Source organism: Vibrio sp. RE86 (genome assembly GCF_013114545.1).
In the GTDB taxonomy this organism is placed as follows: domain Bacteria; phylum Pseudomonadota; class Gammaproteobacteria; order Enterobacterales; family Vibrionaceae; genus Vibrio.
Genome location: NZ_VTXI01000001.1, coordinates 57,183 through 72,716 on the forward strand (window position 1 = coordinate 57,183; position 15,534 = coordinate 72,716).

Sequence of the window (15,534 nt, forward strand, 5' to 3'; positions counted from 1 at the left end):
TAAATTCCTATCTAATAAGAATACAATTTGCTCGTTACCTTTATATAGCGATACAACAATAGCGTGAACTCGATGAAGCAAAATAGTGGTCAAGTGAACGAAAAGGTTCTTCAACTATTGATGCAAGTGGCCGTCAATGAAGAACCTGTTACAGCAAAGCAACTGAGTGAGCAATTAGGCACACCGATAAGCAGTCTCTATCGTCATCTTAAATTGCTCCGTGAGTGGAACTTGATTGAGGAAAGTCCAAATGACAAAACCTTGATCATTGGTCCGGCAGCCCTGCTTTTGATGCGCAGTTACGAAACCAGTCAACATGACTTAGACGCAGTAGATTTGGTACTCAATCGCCTACAAAAGCAGACGGGTGAAATGGCCGCGTATATGGTGCCTGTTGGGTATCGAGCGCTGTGCGTCAGCCGTAAAGAGAGTATGCAAGCTTTGCGATGCAGTTACGTTCAAGGTCAAAGTCAGCCTTTATTGCGTGGTGCTTCATCAAAAGTGATGTTGGCGTATTTGCCGGTATCACGCTGCGAGAAAATTCTGCGCTATTTCGGTGAAGAGTCTCGAATTGAACAATGGCATCAAGAGTTGGAGCAGATCCGCAATCAAGGCTATGCCATCAGTACGTCTGAGATCGATCCTGGTGTCTCCGGTATCAGTGCACCAGTCATGAAAGGATCGAAGCTGATAGGCGCGATTTCTGTCATGGCGCCTGCACATCGAGTTCAAATGAATCAGCAGAAAATCGTTCTGCATGTTCTTCAAGCAGCGAGGGCTTTGCCCCCAGAAAGGTGATTGGTATGTTTGGGCTATTTCGACGCAATAAAGTGCAAAGTATTACTGGTGTGTTATCTCATCGTCTTGTTCTTTTAAGTGTCAGTGAAAAGCTCAAACCGATGAGCCAAGTTGACTTTGAAATGGCGAACCAAAGTCTTGAAGAGATGTTTGATTGGATCTCAGAAAAAGACGCGCAATGTTGGTTGAATGGCGGGCACTATGACCTTTCTAATCAGCCAACAGGTCAGTACCAACTACACTTAAGCCGTTTTTTAGGCTCAGAAGCACTGCCAGTCATTTTAACCAACAACTGTGAAACGATTCTCCATAGCTTCCCTCTTTTGCATTCTCAAAGACGAGAGCTCGGTATTATCCATATCGGTCGTCAATTTGAACTTAAACCTTCACTCGAACTTGCTCAGGGCAGCGCCTTTCATTTTGCGTTATCTCGTTACAATGAGTGTCGTTTGTTCTGTTTAGGGATAGACGCTCTTGCGCAAGAGGAGCGAACGCTCGAATACGCTGAAGATTTGGGCTGTGATTGGATGACGTTGAGTGAGTGCGGCTTTAGTCAACGCTTTCAAGTGAAACAACAGTTGGCGACCTATTTAGCGCATTGTGATGAAGTGGTGGTCACGATTGATCTCCCGAGCTTGTATCCAGTCTCTCGATTAGAACGAGGCTCAGCGTTGGATGTTCAAGTGGTTAATCGCATGATTCGCCAGTTGCTCATCTCAGGCAAAGTACGCCAAGTTCAGCTTGTGGGTTACAAAGACAAACATCTCTATTCTAAGCAGACACAAAGTATTCTTCATGAGCTTACGCAGATGTTCCCGTCTCGCGATAGAGCGGCTTAATACCAACCAGAATAACTATCTGGTCATTTTCCCTGCGCAATTATCAGATCATCTATTTATCGCGATTGGTATAATGAGAATAACTCTCAAATGTTACTTTCTAACATGGAAGAAGTTGGGGTCTGATGCTCTATTCTTGGGCTGAGCTCCGTTACTTGTGGCTTAGTTTGGCCAAAAGCTACCGATATAGTGTGATGAGCCACCAAATATTCATCACGTTAAGGTACGCATTTTTGTTTTATTTCCTAGACAGTTGCATGGTATTGACTGTGACCCAATTCACCTTTCTATAACAAATTTTATAGCGGTATCTGCGTGTTACTTTTTCTCATCTATTAACACTTATGTAACTAACTTATTGATCTACTGAATTAAGTTTAATGTTAGTTATTAACATCGATTTTTCCTCCCCTTTTATAACAAACTTATTTTACACATAAAAAACAGTAACTTAGTAACATTGCCTCTTTGGTATGTTGGAAACTATCACACATTTATTCTTTTGTGATCGCGACCTCTTAACATGAGAGATGTTATGGGTATTGTTTATTTAACCGTACATGAGCAGATGCTTTTTGATACGAAATGAGCCTCCAAGGAAAGCAGTAAAAAGGAAGGGCAATGGGTTTATGACATTACCGAATAACATTATCACCACAACCAAGAATAGGCTGAACAAAGCCAATCAATTTGCAGTAGGTATCCTCACTGCGCTATTGATTTTGGACGTATGGCTAGGCGTATTGGATCGCTATGTACTCAAGTTGCAATTGGTGTGGGTAGAGGAGCTTGCTCGCTACATCATGATTTGGGCAATTTTGATGGCAGTCCCTTGCTGTACAGCCGGACGTGAACATATGGGATTAGAGTTTGTGACAAAGCGCTTCCCGATAACAGTTCAACAGATCATTAAGCTTTGTGTTGGCGCGTTGACCTGCGCATTCTTTAGTTACATTGCTTATCTTGGTTACACCTTCGCCGAGAAGGGTGCCAATCAATTATCGACGGTCTTTTCGATGCCGATGGCTTATGCCTACGCAGCAATTCCAGTGACATTCACATTATCAGGGTTTCAAGCTTTTCTAGTTTGGTTAGAAGATATTTACGCATTAAAGCTGCATTTAGCGGGTGATCGTCTAGAAGTGCAAGGAGAGCAGTTATGATTGTTGGTGTTGTATTTCTACTGTTAATGCTGGTGGGTGCGCCAATCGCGATTGCGTTAGGTGTTGCAGGTATCACCGGTATGTACGATATGGGCGGTGCGCACTTTGCGTCGCTGGCGCCAAGTAAGATTTTTAACGGCCTAAACATTTTCCCGTTCTTGGCGATGCCATTTTTCATCCTAGCGGGTGAGATCATGAACCACACGGGCATTACCAATCGCTTGGTTTACTTGTCTGAAGCCTTGGTTGGTCACTTCCGTGGCGGTCTTGCGCACTCAAACATGGTCGCTTCTGTGTTCTTCTCTGGCATCACGGGTTCTGCAACTGCAGATGCGGCAGCCTTCGGTCGAACGCTGGTTCCTGCGATGGTGAAACAGGGTTACTCAAAAGATTATGCTTGTGCGGTAACCGCGGCGGGCTCGATTATCGGTCCAACAATTCCACCGTCTGGTTTGATGGTTGTCTATGGCTCGTTAATGGGTGTATCAATTGGTGGCTTGTTCGCAACAGGTATCTTACCGGGTATTTTAGTCTGCCTTGTGTGTATGGCGATTATCGGTGCGATGGGTAAGCGTAAGAACCTACCTAAGATGAGCCAAAAAGCGACGCTAGCAGAGGTGCTTGATCACTTTAAGAACTCAGCACTGGCTCTGCTTATGCCACTTATTATTCTTGGCGGCATTGTCTTCGGTATCGTGACGCCAACAGAAGCGGCTTCAATTGCAGTAGCTTATGCACTTGTTATCGGCACTTTCATCTACCGTAATTTAACGCTGAATGCACTGTTCCAGATGATCATTCGTACGGCGCAAATCTCGGCAGTTATCTACCTAATCATTGGTTCTGCGTCGATTCTTGGCTGGTGGTTGAGCTTCAACCAGATTCCACAAATGGTTGCGGACATGTTCATCTCATTGTCAGACAACCCACACGTTATCTTGGCATTGATTATCGCGCTGCTACTGACTGTCGGCATGATCATGGACATCAACGTCATGCTTATCATCCTAGCGCCAATCTTAGTTCCACTGACGGTTGAGATTGGTATGGACCCACTGCATGCCGGCATCGTGTTTATTCTTGCTCTGAACATCTCACTGATGACACCACCGATAGGCGCATGTCTATTCGTACTCTCCTCAGTGACCGGAGCGAAAATTGAAGGCATATCGAAAGAGTTAATGCCGTTCCTAATCGGACAGCTGTTACTTCTATTCGCTATCGCATTCTTCCCTGACATTGTGTTGTTCATCCCTCGCTTGCTGGGCTACTAACCTCACATTGACACTTTTACCCCTACAAACCCTGGCTTGAGCAAAAGCCTAGCCAGGTAATAACTAAAATTCATACATAATGGAGTTATTATGAAAAAGCTAACAAAATCATTGATCGCTACTGCACTGGCTACCTCACTATTTACGGCACCTTTTGCAATGGCAGAAAAAGTGCTTCGTATCGGTCATGACAATAAAGCTGACATTATGGAAAACCCGGCGCATGCGTTTACGGGTGTATTCAAAAACATCGTTGAAACTGCAACAAACGGTGAGATCAAAGTACAAGTTTTCCCGAGTAACCAACTAGGTACTGCGAAAGAGCATATCCAAATGGTGCGTGACGGCCAGTTGCAGGGAACTCTGTCTCCTGTTGGTCCACTAGCCGGTTACTACCCACGAATTGGCGTACTAGATGTTCCGTTTGCGTTCGACAACAACGCATCAACTTATGAAGTTCTTGATGGTCAATTTGGTAAAGCACTGGCAACGGATATTGAGTCAGAGCTGAAAGATGTGAAGATTCTTGGCTTCCCAGATACAGGCGGTTTCTTCTCTGTCACTAACTCTAAGCGTGCGATTGAAGAGCTAGAGGACTTTAAAGGTCTACGCATTCGTACAATGACGCTGCCAACGCACCAGAAAATCATTCAATCTCTAGGTGCTGAAGCGTACCCACTGTCATGGGGTGAGGTGTACTCATCGCTACAAACGGGTGTAATCGATGGCCAAATGAACCCAGTACCGACGGTATCATTCGCGAAATTCAACGAAGTTCAGAAATACCTAACTCTGACGAATCACCTGTTTGCCCCATACACATTCATGGTCAACAAAGATTTTTATGATGGCTTGACAGAAGAAGAGAAGAAGATCGTTTCTGATGCGGTTGAGATTGCTCTGAGCGCGAACCGTGGTCTATCTCGTCTGATTGAAGCATCAAGCGACCGTGGTCTAGACGGTCTGAAAAAACGCATGAAGGTGAACTCACTGACGTCTGAACAACGTGACTCAATGCGTCAAGCGACTCAACCTGGTGTCATTGCATACGTGAAAGAGACACACGGTGAAAAAGGGACTGAACTGCTTAACCTGTTCCTAGAAGAAGTGGACAAAGCAAACCAATCTACGTATTTGAAATAGGCTCTCTCCAGCCAGTTGCCCCAACAAGTGTTGGGGCTTTTTTCGTTTTAGGTTAGAGGTTGTAGCGATCTGAAGAGGTGCTATGGATATTGCGCAGTGGGTAGGCGGCGTAAGTTTTGTTCTAGGTTTGGTTTGTTTTTGCCAAAAAGATGACCGAAAGCTACGTTTGATGATGCTGGCCTTTTATGGCGTTCATGCGGTTCACTTTATCTTACTAGGAAGTATGGCGGCGGCAGGTGCGGTTGTGCTGTCATTTATTCGGACTGGCTTGTCGATACTCTACCCAAGAAAGTGGTTAAGTTGGGTAGTGATTGGCTGTCTTGCAGGCGTAGGCTTGATGTCGTGGCAATCTCATTGGCAACTGCTGGCTATTTTGGGCACTGCGATAGGAACGTATTCTGTGTTCAATTTTCAAGGCATTCAGCTAAGGCTTGGTTTGGTCGTTGGGGCGAGCTTATGGCTGAGTCACAATATTGCGGTAGGTTCGATTGGCGGGGCGCTACTGGAAAGCTGTTTGATTGTATTGAACTTAATAACCGCAATGCGTATTTACAGAGATGACCAAAACGAGCAGTCGACAATTGTTGATCCGTAAAAACACAAAAGCTGGCGGTTAGGCCAGCTTAGTACGGTGGGTTAGCACATTAAGAGTTTTTGCTTGCGTCTTTGTTCGAATCTTTCCAGTATTGAATGCGTACGCGATGCAATTGTGCTTTTCTCATTTTCTTCATGATATTCCCTCACTTTGAAAAATATCTCGCTCTTCTATGAGCATATACGAATATCGTTCTTCATGAACAAGAAACAATGTAGCCACCAAATCTGCAAAGATCTAGGGGTAAGATCACATTTTTTTGTATGTATGCCATACCTTATTTGTTAAAAGTGAACTATGGCGCAGTTTAATAAGCCTGACATGAAAATAGAATTTCTTGGTAGCTTAAATTTAATCTCGTTTAAACAATAGCTTAACCAATTTGTCATTTTTGCATTCTACGATTCCTGCGTATTTTTATAAAAACACTCAGCAAGGAGTCAGCAATGTGGGATCGAGATAATCAAGATTCAGAATTCAGCCAAATGATCGATGCGCGTTTATCTCGCCGTCGATTTCTCATGGGAAGTGCAGCCGTCAGTGCTAGCGCATTTCTTTCACTAAACCCAATCACCAAGGCGTTTGCCGCAAATAGTGAAAGCCCATTACTCAATTTTGAGGCCGTACCTGCTTCTACCGCTGATGCGTTTATTGTGCCGAAAGGTTACAGAGCCACGCCTCTGCTGTCATGGGGTGACCCAATTTTTGCCGATGCGCCAGAGTTTGATCCGAGCGGAAAGCAAGACTCTAAAGCTCAGCTGCGCCAGTTTGGTGATAACACGGATGGGATGAGCCTTTTCCCGATCAGCCATGATCGTGCAGTGATCGCCGTAAACAATGAATATACCAACTACGATCTTCTGTTTGATCATGGTGGTAAAGCAATGACCGCTGACGATGTACTAAAAGCTCAGGCCGCTCATGGTGTTACCGTTTTTGAAATCGTGCGCTCAGGTGGTGAGTGGAAGCTTGACCGTAACGGGACGTTGAATCGTCGAATTACAGCGAATACTGAGATGATGCTGACAGGCCCAGCAGCGGGTCACGATTTAATGAAGACTAAGCTTGATCCACAAGGGATGAAGCCACTTGGCACGTTTAACAACTGTGCGAATGGTCAGACACCTTGGGGGACGTACCTTACTTGTGAAGAGAACTTTAACGGCTACTTTGGTACAAGTGGCGCGGCACAGGTGTCGGCTGACCACGAACGTTATGGTGTTAAAGCAGCGAAGAGCAAATATCAATGGCACGACACTGACGAGCGATTTGACGTTGCGAAACATCCAAACGAACCTCATCGTTTTGGTTGGGTTGTCGAAATTGACCCGAATGACCCGACATCAACACCACTTAAACGTACCGCTCTAGGTCGCTTCAAACATGAGAATGCCGCGTTGTTGATCAATGATGATGGTCATGTCGTTGTTTACTTGGGTGATGATGAGCGCGGAGAGCATCTATACAAGTTTGTCTCTAAGAACAAATATCAAGCGGGTAATGACAAAGCAAACCGTAACCTGCTAGAGGAAGGCACACTCTACGTCGCCAAGTTCGAGTTCGATGACGAAGAGCTAAAAGGCAAAGGTCAGTGGCTAGAGCTTACTCACGGTAAAAATGGCTTAACAAAAGAGAATGGTTTTAACGACCAAGCCGAGGTGATGATTTTTGCTCGTCGCGCAGCAACCCAAGTCGGAGCTACGACTATGGATCGCCCTGAGTGGGTTGCAGTGCATCCAAATAACCAGCATGTATTCTGCACACTGACGAACAATAAAAACCGTGGTGTAAAAGAGGGACAACCCGTAGGCGGTCCTAACCCACGTCAAGAGAACCACTATGGTCAGATTGTTCGTTGGGTACCGAAGAACGGCAATCACACCAGTGACGGTTTTGAGTGGGATCTATACCTAATTGCAGGTAACCCGACGGTTCATAAAGGTAACTTGTACGCAGGTAGCGATAATATTACCGCTGAAAACATGTTTAACAGCCCTGATGGTATCGGTTTTGATAGTGCAGGTCGTTTATGGATACAGACCGATGGTAACTATTCCAATAAGGGCGATTTTGCAGGCCAAGGCAACAACCAAATGTTGTGTGGCGACCCTATGACGGGTGAAGTTCGTCGCTTCCTTACAGGCCCTGTCGCGTGTGAGATTACCGGATTAACCTTCTCTGAAGATAATAAAACGATGTTTGTTGGTGTTCAGCACCCGGGTGAGAAAGGCGCTCCGTCGCACTTCCCTGCGGGCGGTAACAGTAAGCCTCGCTCAACCATCATGGCGATTACTCGCGAAGATGGTGGTGTGATCGGCGCGTAACTCACGCAATAGATTGTGTTATCAACGTTGAAGTGATGGGGCCTCGTGCCCCATTTTTTAGCATCACAGCCAGTTTTGGGATAATTATGCGCTCAAAAGCATAAAAACTGTGATCTTCAGACAATTCACTACTAAATATAGTTGCTTCATTTGTACGGTATAACTATATTAATAATGTATCCCACATAACTTAAAGGTGTAGAGACTGAGTAAACTCCCAGAGTGAATACGAACAAACTGAACGCAGTGAGACACAGGGCTTAGCATTTTATCCGCTAAGAGTGCCATCAAAGACGTAAAAGAATTAAGTATTTTCAAAGGCCTTTTGCTTTTCCCCTCTTATAAAGTCACATCTTCAAGTTATCGATACATTGTTTGATAACCAAGGAGGAGGTTTGGCTATGTTACCACTAGGTTTGTTCGCGTTAGGCGCATTCGTATTTCTAGGCTGCTGGATTGCTCAGCACGGATTACCAGTTTTGGGTATGAAACTGGATGAGTCCGATCTACTACTGATTTCAGAGATGTCCGGTGAGGATGTTCTGGAAGCTTAATGCTATTACATTGCTAAAAAAAGGAGCCTCTTGGCTCCTTTTTTGTTTTCTCTTCCACGTATAAACTGCTCTACAAAATTGATAATAATTATTGATATCAATGAATTGTGTGAATCTCATTCTAATTATGTAAATGGATGTAACTTAAAGAAATGATGTGTTGAACTAGGGTATGTCATTTTGTATCTTGAGGTCATTATCAATAGCAGTACACATGGATAGTTTTATGCAGGTCAAACATAAATTGTTTGGGCTATGTCTGATTGGAGTATTAGGCATTACTTCCACCCTTTCCTACTCATTTAAAATCGCTGCAGATGCAGATCATTTATCTCAGGCACGTATCGACTTAGGGCACCTAGAAAGTGACTTACTCCGAATGCGCAAGAGTGAGAAAGACTTCATCACGCGTCTGGATGCCAAATATCTCGATGAGTTCACCAAAGACGCGGAAAAGTTCATTGAAGACAGCCAACATATGTCGAAAGAGCTGGCTTATTTCAACATCGACTTAACCGGCAAAGACCAGATTCGTTCCGATTTAAAGAACTACTTTGATACCTTTAAATCGTTAGTTTCAGCGTATGAAGTGCTCGGCCTATCTGAGCAGCAGGGCTTGATGGGGAGCTATCAGCAAGCCCGTGAGTCCCTGTTTACTAACGCGTTTCGCAATCACAATACCGAACTGCTTGAAGGTATCCTGTTGCTTGATAGAAGCATGGTGCAAGGGGAGAGCGTTGACCTCACCAACTTCCCTGACGAGATGCAGGGCTTAGTGACTCGCGCGCAAGCGGTTATTACGCAAATGAACCGCGTGGGCATAAAGTACAATGAAGGTTTAAAAGGCGAGGCGCGTCTAGCATCGTTCAAGGTCGAGGAAGATTTTTCTCACCTTGCGACGGAACTTGACCAAAAAGTGAATGCTCACATCGAGTATTTGACGACGCAGAAGTTGATGGTCTCGATTGCGTTAGTGGTGTTTTTGATCATGAGCTCGTTGGCGATTGCACTCGCGATTGTAAGGCGAATTGCAAAACAAGCGGAGTTGATGGAGACCATAGCGCAAACCAACAACATTGCACTGCGATCGGATGCTTCGGGCAACGATGAACTGTCTAAAATGAATAAGAGTTTCAACATACTCCTAGAAAAGATCTATGCGCTTGTGACCGAGTCTCAGGTTAAATCATCGAACCTCGCTGGCAGCGCGCAAGAAATGAAGCAACAGTTAGAGTCGGTGATGGTGGATTTCGATGCGCAATCTCAGCAGACAGGAATGATGGCGACCGCAGTAAATCAGATGAGCTCGACGATAGCTGAAATCGCCTCGAACACGGAAGGGGCTGCGGCTAAGGCTCAGCAATCTCACGAAAATGCCGTCTCAGGTCAGTTGGCTGTGCGAGAAGCAGCAGAAGAAATCTCAGCGTTATCTCAAACCTTGTCTCAAAGCCAAGATGAAATTGGAGCATTGAACGAACTAGCAAGTCAGATTGGCAGTGTGGTTGAGATGATTCAAGGGATCGCTGAACAGACTAACCTACTGGCGCTCAATGCGGCGATTGAAGCGGCTCGTGCAGGGGAGCAAGGTCGTGGCTTTGCAGTCGTTGCTGATGAAGTTCGCTCATTGGCGACACGTACACAAAGCTCAACCGAAGAGATCTCCTCGATCGTTAACTCGATTCAGTCACAAACCATGAAAGTTGTCGATAATATTGCTACGTGCAGTGAACAAGGTAGTTTGTCGGTTGCTAAGTCTGAATCAGCTCAAGGGATATTGGAAAACATCATTCAAGATATTCGCTTAATCTCAGACACGTCTATTCAGATTGCGGCTGCGGTCGAAGAGCAGAATGTGGCAACCAATGAGGTGAGCTACAGCATCGAGCAGATCAATGAAGTAACGGTGCGTAATGTAGAGTCAGCGACGATGTGTTTACATGAGGTTGAACGTATTGCCGAGCAAGCGGAAGAGATGAAATTGCAGGTTGCACAGTTCAAAGTGTAGGCTTAATACGTTACTTTAACGAAAGCAAAAACCGCCAATTGTACTGGCGGTTTTTTAGTTTTAGCGCCTAGGTCAGCGGTTCTAGATTGCATCGGTCATTTTCTCTTTTATCAGTGCCTTAACGGTTTCAAATCGAGCGGGCATAGAGCGGTGGCGCTTAGTCAGCAGGAACAAGGTTTCAATGACTTCTGTTTTAGGTTGATAGATAGCGATCTCGTCTTTGAGCGGGAAAGTCTCTAATGCACTTTTAGGTAGAATCGTAAACCCATGGCCTTTTGCAACGGGTAACAGTATCTGGCTAAGCTGATTGATATAGCCCTTGATGGGTAACTGGTTAATGTTGATGGATTCGAGCGCTTTCTCTCCACAGCGAGAGAAGTAGAGTGTTAAGTAGTGCTCGGCATCGGGGTGGCGAATCAGGCCGATCTCTTTGAGTTGCTCTTCGGTGAGTGCTTTGGTTACCTTCGATTTAGGCAACATCAAACATAAAGGCTCTTGCCCAAACTGCTCTGAATCGACTCTAGGGTCGGAAGGCTCATGGGTGACAATACCTAAATCCACATCGCCAGAGATAATCTCCGCCAAAATTTTATGATGAGGCGCAGCTTCTAGGTGGGTAATCAATTTCGGACATTTACATTGTAAATCGAGTAAATGTGGATACAGAAGCAACGCTAGCGAGCCAGAACATGACAACGAAACGCTACCAGAACAAGGGTCGTCTTGGTTCAGGGAAAGCAGCATTTTGGCTTGGTGGCTTTCTGACTCTTTCGCGTAGTCATACACCGTTTTTCCCGCTTCGGTTATCTCAAAACTCTTTTTATGTCGCTCGATTAAAGCGTGCCCACAGGCTTGTTCGAGTTTTTTAATATGCTGACTAACACCCGGTTGAGTCATAAACAGCTTGTCGGCTGTCTTGGTAAAGTGGCCAGTATCAATCAGAGTCGTGAAGGTTTTTAACCAAGTTGGGTTCAACATCGTAGGGCCCTTTTCGCAAAATAATCTTGTTAAAGCTATGCGATGGTCAGATAACCCACTATGTTTTGTAAGCGAGAAAACAATAGCGTCGCACCCTTAAATAATAACAATATTTTATCGAATTAAGAATTATCAATAATTTTTATTTGATGTATTTAGTGGCTAAGATTCCCATAGTAGAAAAGAACTCATCCCACTAAGACCCGCTAGATAAGGATAAATAGATGAAAGCAATCACGTATCAGTTGAAGTCAGATTCTTTCACGCTTGCCGAGTTACCAACTCCTCAATTGCAGTCTGAATATGATGTGCTTATTAAAGTGCATGCCGTGGCATTAAACCCTGTTGATGCAAAAGTGAACCTTTGGCACTCGATGGTACCGGATATGGATGACAGCTTCGTCGGTGGTCTCGATGTGTCAGGGGAGATCGTTGCGATTGGTGGTCAGGTTGCAAACTGGCAAATTGGAGACCGAGTTCTTTATCATGGGAATATGCGTCGAATGCATGGTGGCTTTGCTGAGTATGCTATTCAAGACTCGCGAACTTTAATTCCCCACCCAAACACCGCACCGGAAATTGCCGCTTCAACACCATGTGCGGCGTGGACGGCTTATCGAGCGTTGGTCGACAAGCTCGGCATTGAAGGTAAGAAAAGCATTTTCATTGCTGGTGGTGCTGGAGGTGTTGGTAGCTTCGCCATTCAACTAGCGAAACACTTTGGTGTCGAGACGATCATTACGACCGCATCAGCGGCTAAGCATGAGTATGTGAAAAGTTTAGGCGCAACTCATGCCATCGATTATCGTCAGGCTAACATCACGGAAGAGATCAACGCGGTAATGAAAGGTCAGGGTGTCGAAGTGGCCATCGATTGTGTCGGAGGAGACAACGACGTACTTTGTGCCTCTGTACTGGGTTTTGAAGGTGAAATGGTCGAGCTAGTCAAAACCGTTGAGCCAGAACGCTACCCTGATGCTTTCTTGAAAGGGCTTTCTTTCCATCAACTGAGTTTGGGCTCGGGGCATGTTAACGGTGATGTGGGGCGTGAATCGATTATTTCTGCAGGTAAAGCCGTGTCTAAGTTGTTAGAGCTAGAACTCATTCATGTGCCTGAAATCGAAGTAATTTCTCTTGAGCAGATTGGTGAGAAACTTATCGAGATTCGCACTCAGCGTACAACGGGTAAAGTCGTTGTAAAGCTTCAATAGTCACGTTTGTAAAAAATAAGTGATGCAATAAATTTAACTTTATTGTTATCATTTGTGAGAAATAGTCGGGGAGCCTACCCATTTGGGAAAGGGCTGAGATCGCAATGCGAGACCCGTTGAACCTGATTCAGTTAGCACTGACGTAGGGAACTATACGCACTCAACCTCGATTGGTTTTGTGCACTCGCATCCGATAAATTGATCACCTCTAGCTGATCCTTTCTAAATCGTGGCCGAGAGTTCCTGTACGTCTTGTAGTAGGAGCAACAATGCCACATTCACAAGACAACACACCAATCGTATTAACCATCGCAGGCTCTGACAGCGGCGGCGGTGCAGGCATTCAAGCCGATATCAAAGCGATGTCTGCAACAGGCAGCTATGCTTGCTCGGTCATTACGGCAATTACTTCGCAAAATACGTTAGGCGTAAGTGCCATCCATCCTATCCCTTTAGAACATATCTCAAGCCAGCTTGATGCGGTATTCACCGATCTTAATGTGGTTGCCGTCAAAGTCGGCATGTTGGCAGACTCTCAAATCATCAAAGTGGTGGCTGACAAAATCCGCCAATACCAACCCAAGCATCTTGTCGTTGATCCTGTGATGGTTGCAACAAGCGGCGATTTACTGCTTGAACAAAATGCCATCTCAACCTTAAAGCAAGAGCTACTTCCTCTCGCCGATCTCATCACGCCAAACCTGCCAGAGGGCGCTGCACTCATTGGTGGTGACATTCCGCAAGATGAAGAACAAATGGGGGTAATGATTGAGTCGCTTCGTGCGCTCGGTGCAAAGGCGGTATTGTTAAAAGGCGGTCATTTAGAAAGCGATGAAAACAGCAACGATCTGTTGATCATGCCCGATGGAAGTGAATTGCTTCGAACTAAGCGCGTCGCGACGAAGAACACTCATGGCACTGGTTGCACGCTCTCTTCAGCGATTGCCTCCTACCTTGCACAAGGACACCGCCTGCACAAAGCGGTCTATTTGGGTAAGCAATATATCTCTCAAGCGATTGCTCATGCCGATCTATTGCAAGTAGGCCAAGGTCACGGGCCGGTTCATCACTTCTTCTGTGGGCATACTAATGTGCGCTAATGCGATTGGTATTGAACTGAAATCAGCGCATCTACAATATCTCGATAGTCATGCCCCGACACTTTCTGGCTTAACCATGTCGATTCCAGCGGGGAAGTGGACGTGTTTGCTAGGGCGAAGCGGTAGTGGGAAGACCACCTTACTTCGTTACCTCGCAGGATTACTCGACACAAAAGTGCAAATGAGTGGTTCGCTTTCATTCACTGGCGCAAAAGGTTTGGATGATCAAATTGCCTATATGGCTCAGCAAGATTTGCTATTACCTTGGCTCAATGTGATTGATAACGTTTTGTTAAGCCGTAAGTTCTCGGCAAACAAAATGGCCGATGAACATGAGCGCGCAAAGGCCTCGACACTGCTTGGACAGGTTGGTTTAGCAGACTACGCATTAGCGATGCCTTCGCAATTATCAGGAGGGATGAGACAACGAGTCGCCTTGGCTCGTACGCTGATGCAAGACAAGCCCGTGGTGTTAATGGATGAGCCTTTCTCGGCGCTCGATGCGGTGACTCGGTATAAGCTACAAACGCTGTCGGCATCGTTGCTTAAAGACAAGACCGTTATCCTGATTACACATGATCCGCAGGAGGCGATTCGCCTTGCCAATGCGCTCTATCTACTGCAAGGCTCGCCTGCGAAAGCTCAGTTTTTGGCTGTCCCTGATTCTTTGCCACCACGAGAAATAGACGGTGAGTGCGCCACGCTGCAACAAACCATCTTGCACAGCTTGGAACAGGACTATGAATAATCTGACCGAACTGAGCTTAACCAGACCAAAGCCGAGTAAGAAAACAGTCGCAAATCATTCATTGATCAGAGGAGTGCTTTCACTGCTGATGATTCTCGGTTTTTGGCAAGCCGTTGTGATGATATTTGACATGCCAAGCTTTATCTTACCGTCACCGATGGAAGTACTTAGCCGCCTAGTGAGCCGTTTTGATGTGTTGATGAAACACACTTGGGTCACAGGGCAAGAGATCGTGCTTGGTTTGCTACTTGGCCTATCTATGGGGCTCTTCTTTGCCTTACAGATGCTGCTGTTTAAACCCCTTAAACGTTGGTTGTTGCCAATTCTAATTGCGAGCCAAGCGATTCCTGTCTTTGCAATAGCGCCTGTGTTGATGCTGTGGCTTGGGTATGGCATTGCATCAAAGGTGGTGATGGCTGCGATCATCATCTTCTTTCCTGTCACAACCTGTTGTTATGACGGATTGCGAAACACGCCGACTGGATACTTAGATCTCGCTAAAACCATGGGCGCGACCAAGTGGCAGCTACTCAGACACATTCAACTACCCGCGGCATTGCCAACACTAGCGTCAGGCATACGTGTTGCTGTGGTGATTGCACCGATTGGCGCAGTGGTGGGCGAGTGGGTTGGTTCAAGCGCAGGACTTGGCTACTTAATGCTTCAAGCCAACGCACGAATGATCATTGATGAGATGTTTGCAGCACTCTTTATTTTGGCGCTGCTCTCTGTCTCGCTCTATTTCATCACAGATAAGTTACTCAAAAAATTTATTCCTTGGGAAAACCAATAAAGAAAGGAT

14 protein-coding genes and 1 riboswitch are annotated in these 15,534 nt (G+C 45.5%); of the genes, 13 read left to right on the forward strand and 1 reads right to left on the reverse strand.

Annotated features, from left to right (window positions below; genetic code table 11):
- The first annotated feature begins 63 nt into the window (after positions 1 to 63).
- The 9 genes from F0231_RS00300 (at position 64) to F0231_RS00340 (ending at position 10,695) form a co-directional block, all read left to right on the forward strand.
- Entirely contained in the window at positions 64 to 798 is a 735-nt protein-coding gene (locus tag F0231_RS00300) for an IclR family transcriptional regulator C-terminal domain-containing protein (RefSeq protein ID WP_171757717.1), read from the forward strand.
- A 5-nt stretch (positions 799 to 803) separates the two neighbouring features.
- On the forward strand, positions 804 to 1,637 hold the full coding sequence (locus F0231_RS00305; protein ID WP_171757718.1) for an arginase family protein: 834 nt from the start codon (positions 804 to 806) through the stop codon (positions 1,635 to 1,637).
- 629 nt (positions 1,638 to 2,266) lie between these two features.
- The gene (locus tag F0231_RS00310; protein ID WP_171757719.1) at positions 2,267 to 2,800 is read left to right on the forward strand and encodes a TRAP transporter small permease; all 534 of its coding nucleotides are present in this window, start codon (positions 2,267 to 2,269) and stop codon (positions 2,798 to 2,800) included.
- Positions 2,797 to 4,074, forward strand: a complete 1,278-nt coding sequence (locus tag F0231_RS00315) for a TRAP transporter large permease (protein ID WP_171757720.1) — start codon at positions 2,797 to 2,799, stop codon at positions 4,072 to 4,074. Before F0231_RS00310 ends, F0231_RS00315 begins: the two co-directional genes overlap by 4 nt.
- A 90-nt stretch (positions 4,075 to 4,164) precedes the next feature.
- On the forward strand, positions 4,165 to 5,217 hold the full coding sequence (locus F0231_RS00320) for a DctP family TRAP transporter solute-binding subunit (RefSeq protein WP_171757721.1): 1,053 nt from the start codon (positions 4,165 to 4,167) through the stop codon (positions 5,215 to 5,217).
- Between the two features lie 82 nt (positions 5,218 to 5,299).
- Positions 5,300 to 5,812, forward strand: coding sequence for a YgjV family protein (locus tag F0231_RS00325; protein WP_171757722.1), 513 nt, complete (start codon positions 5,300 to 5,302; stop codon positions 5,810 to 5,812).
- Positions 5,813 to 6,258: 446 nt separating this feature from the next.
- Complete coding sequence (locus tag F0231_RS00330) at positions 6,259 to 8,136, forward strand: PhoX family phosphatase (protein ID WP_171757723.1); 1,878 nt, start codon at positions 6,259 to 6,261, stop codon at positions 8,134 to 8,136.
- Positions 8,137 to 8,531: 395 nt separating this feature from the next.
- Positions 8,532 to 8,690: a hypothetical protein gene (locus F0231_RS00335; protein ID WP_171757660.1), complete on the forward strand. Its 159-nt coding sequence runs from the start codon at positions 8,532 to 8,534 to the stop codon at positions 8,688 to 8,690.
- A 226-nt stretch (positions 8,691 to 8,916) separates the two neighbouring features.
- Positions 8,917 to 10,695: a methyl-accepting chemotaxis protein gene (locus F0231_RS00340; protein ID WP_171757724.1), complete on the forward strand. Its 1,779-nt coding sequence runs from the start codon at positions 8,917 to 8,919 to the stop codon at positions 10,693 to 10,695.
- Positions 10,696 to 10,776: 81 nt separating this feature from the next.
- Here the strand turns inward: F0231_RS00340 and F0231_RS00345 are convergent, their stop codons facing one another.
- Complete coding sequence (locus F0231_RS00345; RefSeq protein ID WP_171757725.1) at positions 10,777 to 11,673, reverse strand: LysR family transcriptional regulator; 897 nt, start codon at positions 11,671 to 11,673, stop codon at positions 10,777 to 10,779.
- Between the two features lie 224 nt (positions 11,674 to 11,897).
- Here F0231_RS00345 and F0231_RS00350 point away from each other — a divergent pair, with 224 nt between their 5' ends.
- The 4 genes from F0231_RS00350 to F0231_RS00365 all read left to right on the forward strand — a co-directional run bounded on the left by F0231_RS00350 (position 11,898) and on the right by F0231_RS00365 (position 15,525).
- The gene (locus F0231_RS00350; RefSeq protein WP_171757726.1) at positions 11,898 to 12,884 is read left to right on the forward strand and encodes a zinc-binding dehydrogenase; all 987 of its coding nucleotides are present in this window, start codon (positions 11,898 to 11,900) and stop codon (positions 12,882 to 12,884) included.
- 56 nt (positions 12,885 to 12,940) lie between these two features.
- Positions 12,941 to 13,050, forward strand: a riboswitch (TPP riboswitch).
- A 103-nt stretch (positions 13,051 to 13,153) separates the two neighbouring features.
- Positions 13,154 to 13,984, forward strand: coding sequence for a bifunctional hydroxymethylpyrimidine kinase/phosphomethylpyrimidine kinase (thiD, locus tag F0231_RS00355; RefSeq protein ID WP_171757727.1), 831 nt, complete (start codon positions 13,154 to 13,156; stop codon positions 13,982 to 13,984).
- A complete protein-coding gene (locus F0231_RS00360) occupies positions 13,974 to 14,732 on the forward strand; it encodes an ABC transporter ATP-binding protein (RefSeq protein ID WP_171757728.1) in 759 nt (252 codons plus the stop codon). Before thiD ends, F0231_RS00360 begins: the two co-directional genes overlap by 11 nt.
- Positions 14,725 to 15,525, forward strand: coding sequence for an ABC transporter permease (locus F0231_RS00365; protein ID WP_171757729.1), 801 nt, complete (start codon positions 14,725 to 14,727; stop codon positions 15,523 to 15,525). Before F0231_RS00360 ends, F0231_RS00365 begins: the two co-directional genes overlap by 8 nt.
- Positions 15,526 to 15,534: the final 9 nt, after the last annotated feature.

Coding starts and splice junctions, on each gene's coding strand:
- F0231_RS00330 (WP_171757723.1), top strand. CDS start 6,259: ATGTGGGATCGAGATAATCAAGATTCAGAATTCAGCCAAATGATCGAT.
- F0231_RS00320 (WP_171757721.1), top strand. CDS start 4,165: ATGAAAAAGCTAACAAAATCATTGATCGCTACTGCACTGGCTACCTCA.
- F0231_RS00325 (WP_171757722.1), top strand. CDS start 5,300: ATGGATATTGCGCAGTGGGTAGGCGGCGTAAGTTTTGTTCTAGGTTTG.
- F0231_RS00310 (WP_171757719.1), top strand. CDS start 2,267: ATGACATTACCGAATAACATTATCACCACAACCAAGAATAGGCTGAAC.
- F0231_RS00315 (WP_171757720.1), top strand. CDS start 2,797: ATGATTGTTGGTGTTGTATTTCTACTGTTAATGCTGGTGGGTGCGCCA.
- F0231_RS00345 (WP_171757725.1), bottom strand. CDS start 11,673: ATGTTGAACCCAACTTGGTTAAAAACCTTCACGACTCTGATTGATACT.
- thiD (WP_171757727.1), top strand. CDS start 13,154: ATGCCACATTCACAAGACAACACACCAATCGTATTAACCATCGCAGGC.
- F0231_RS00350 (WP_171757726.1), top strand. CDS start 11,898: ATGAAAGCAATCACGTATCAGTTGAAGTCAGATTCTTTCACGCTTGCC.
- F0231_RS00305 (WP_171757718.1), top strand. CDS start 804: ATGTTTGGGCTATTTCGACGCAATAAAGTGCAAAGTATTACTGGTGTG.
- F0231_RS00360 (WP_171757728.1), top strand. CDS start 13,974: ATGTGCGCTAATGCGATTGGTATTGAACTGAAATCAGCGCATCTACAA.
- F0231_RS00340 (WP_171757724.1), top strand. CDS start 8,917: ATGCAGGTCAAACATAAATTGTTTGGGCTATGTCTGATTGGAGTATTA.
- F0231_RS00365 (WP_171757729.1), top strand. CDS start 14,725: ATGAATAATCTGACCGAACTGAGCTTAACCAGACCAAAGCCGAGTAAG.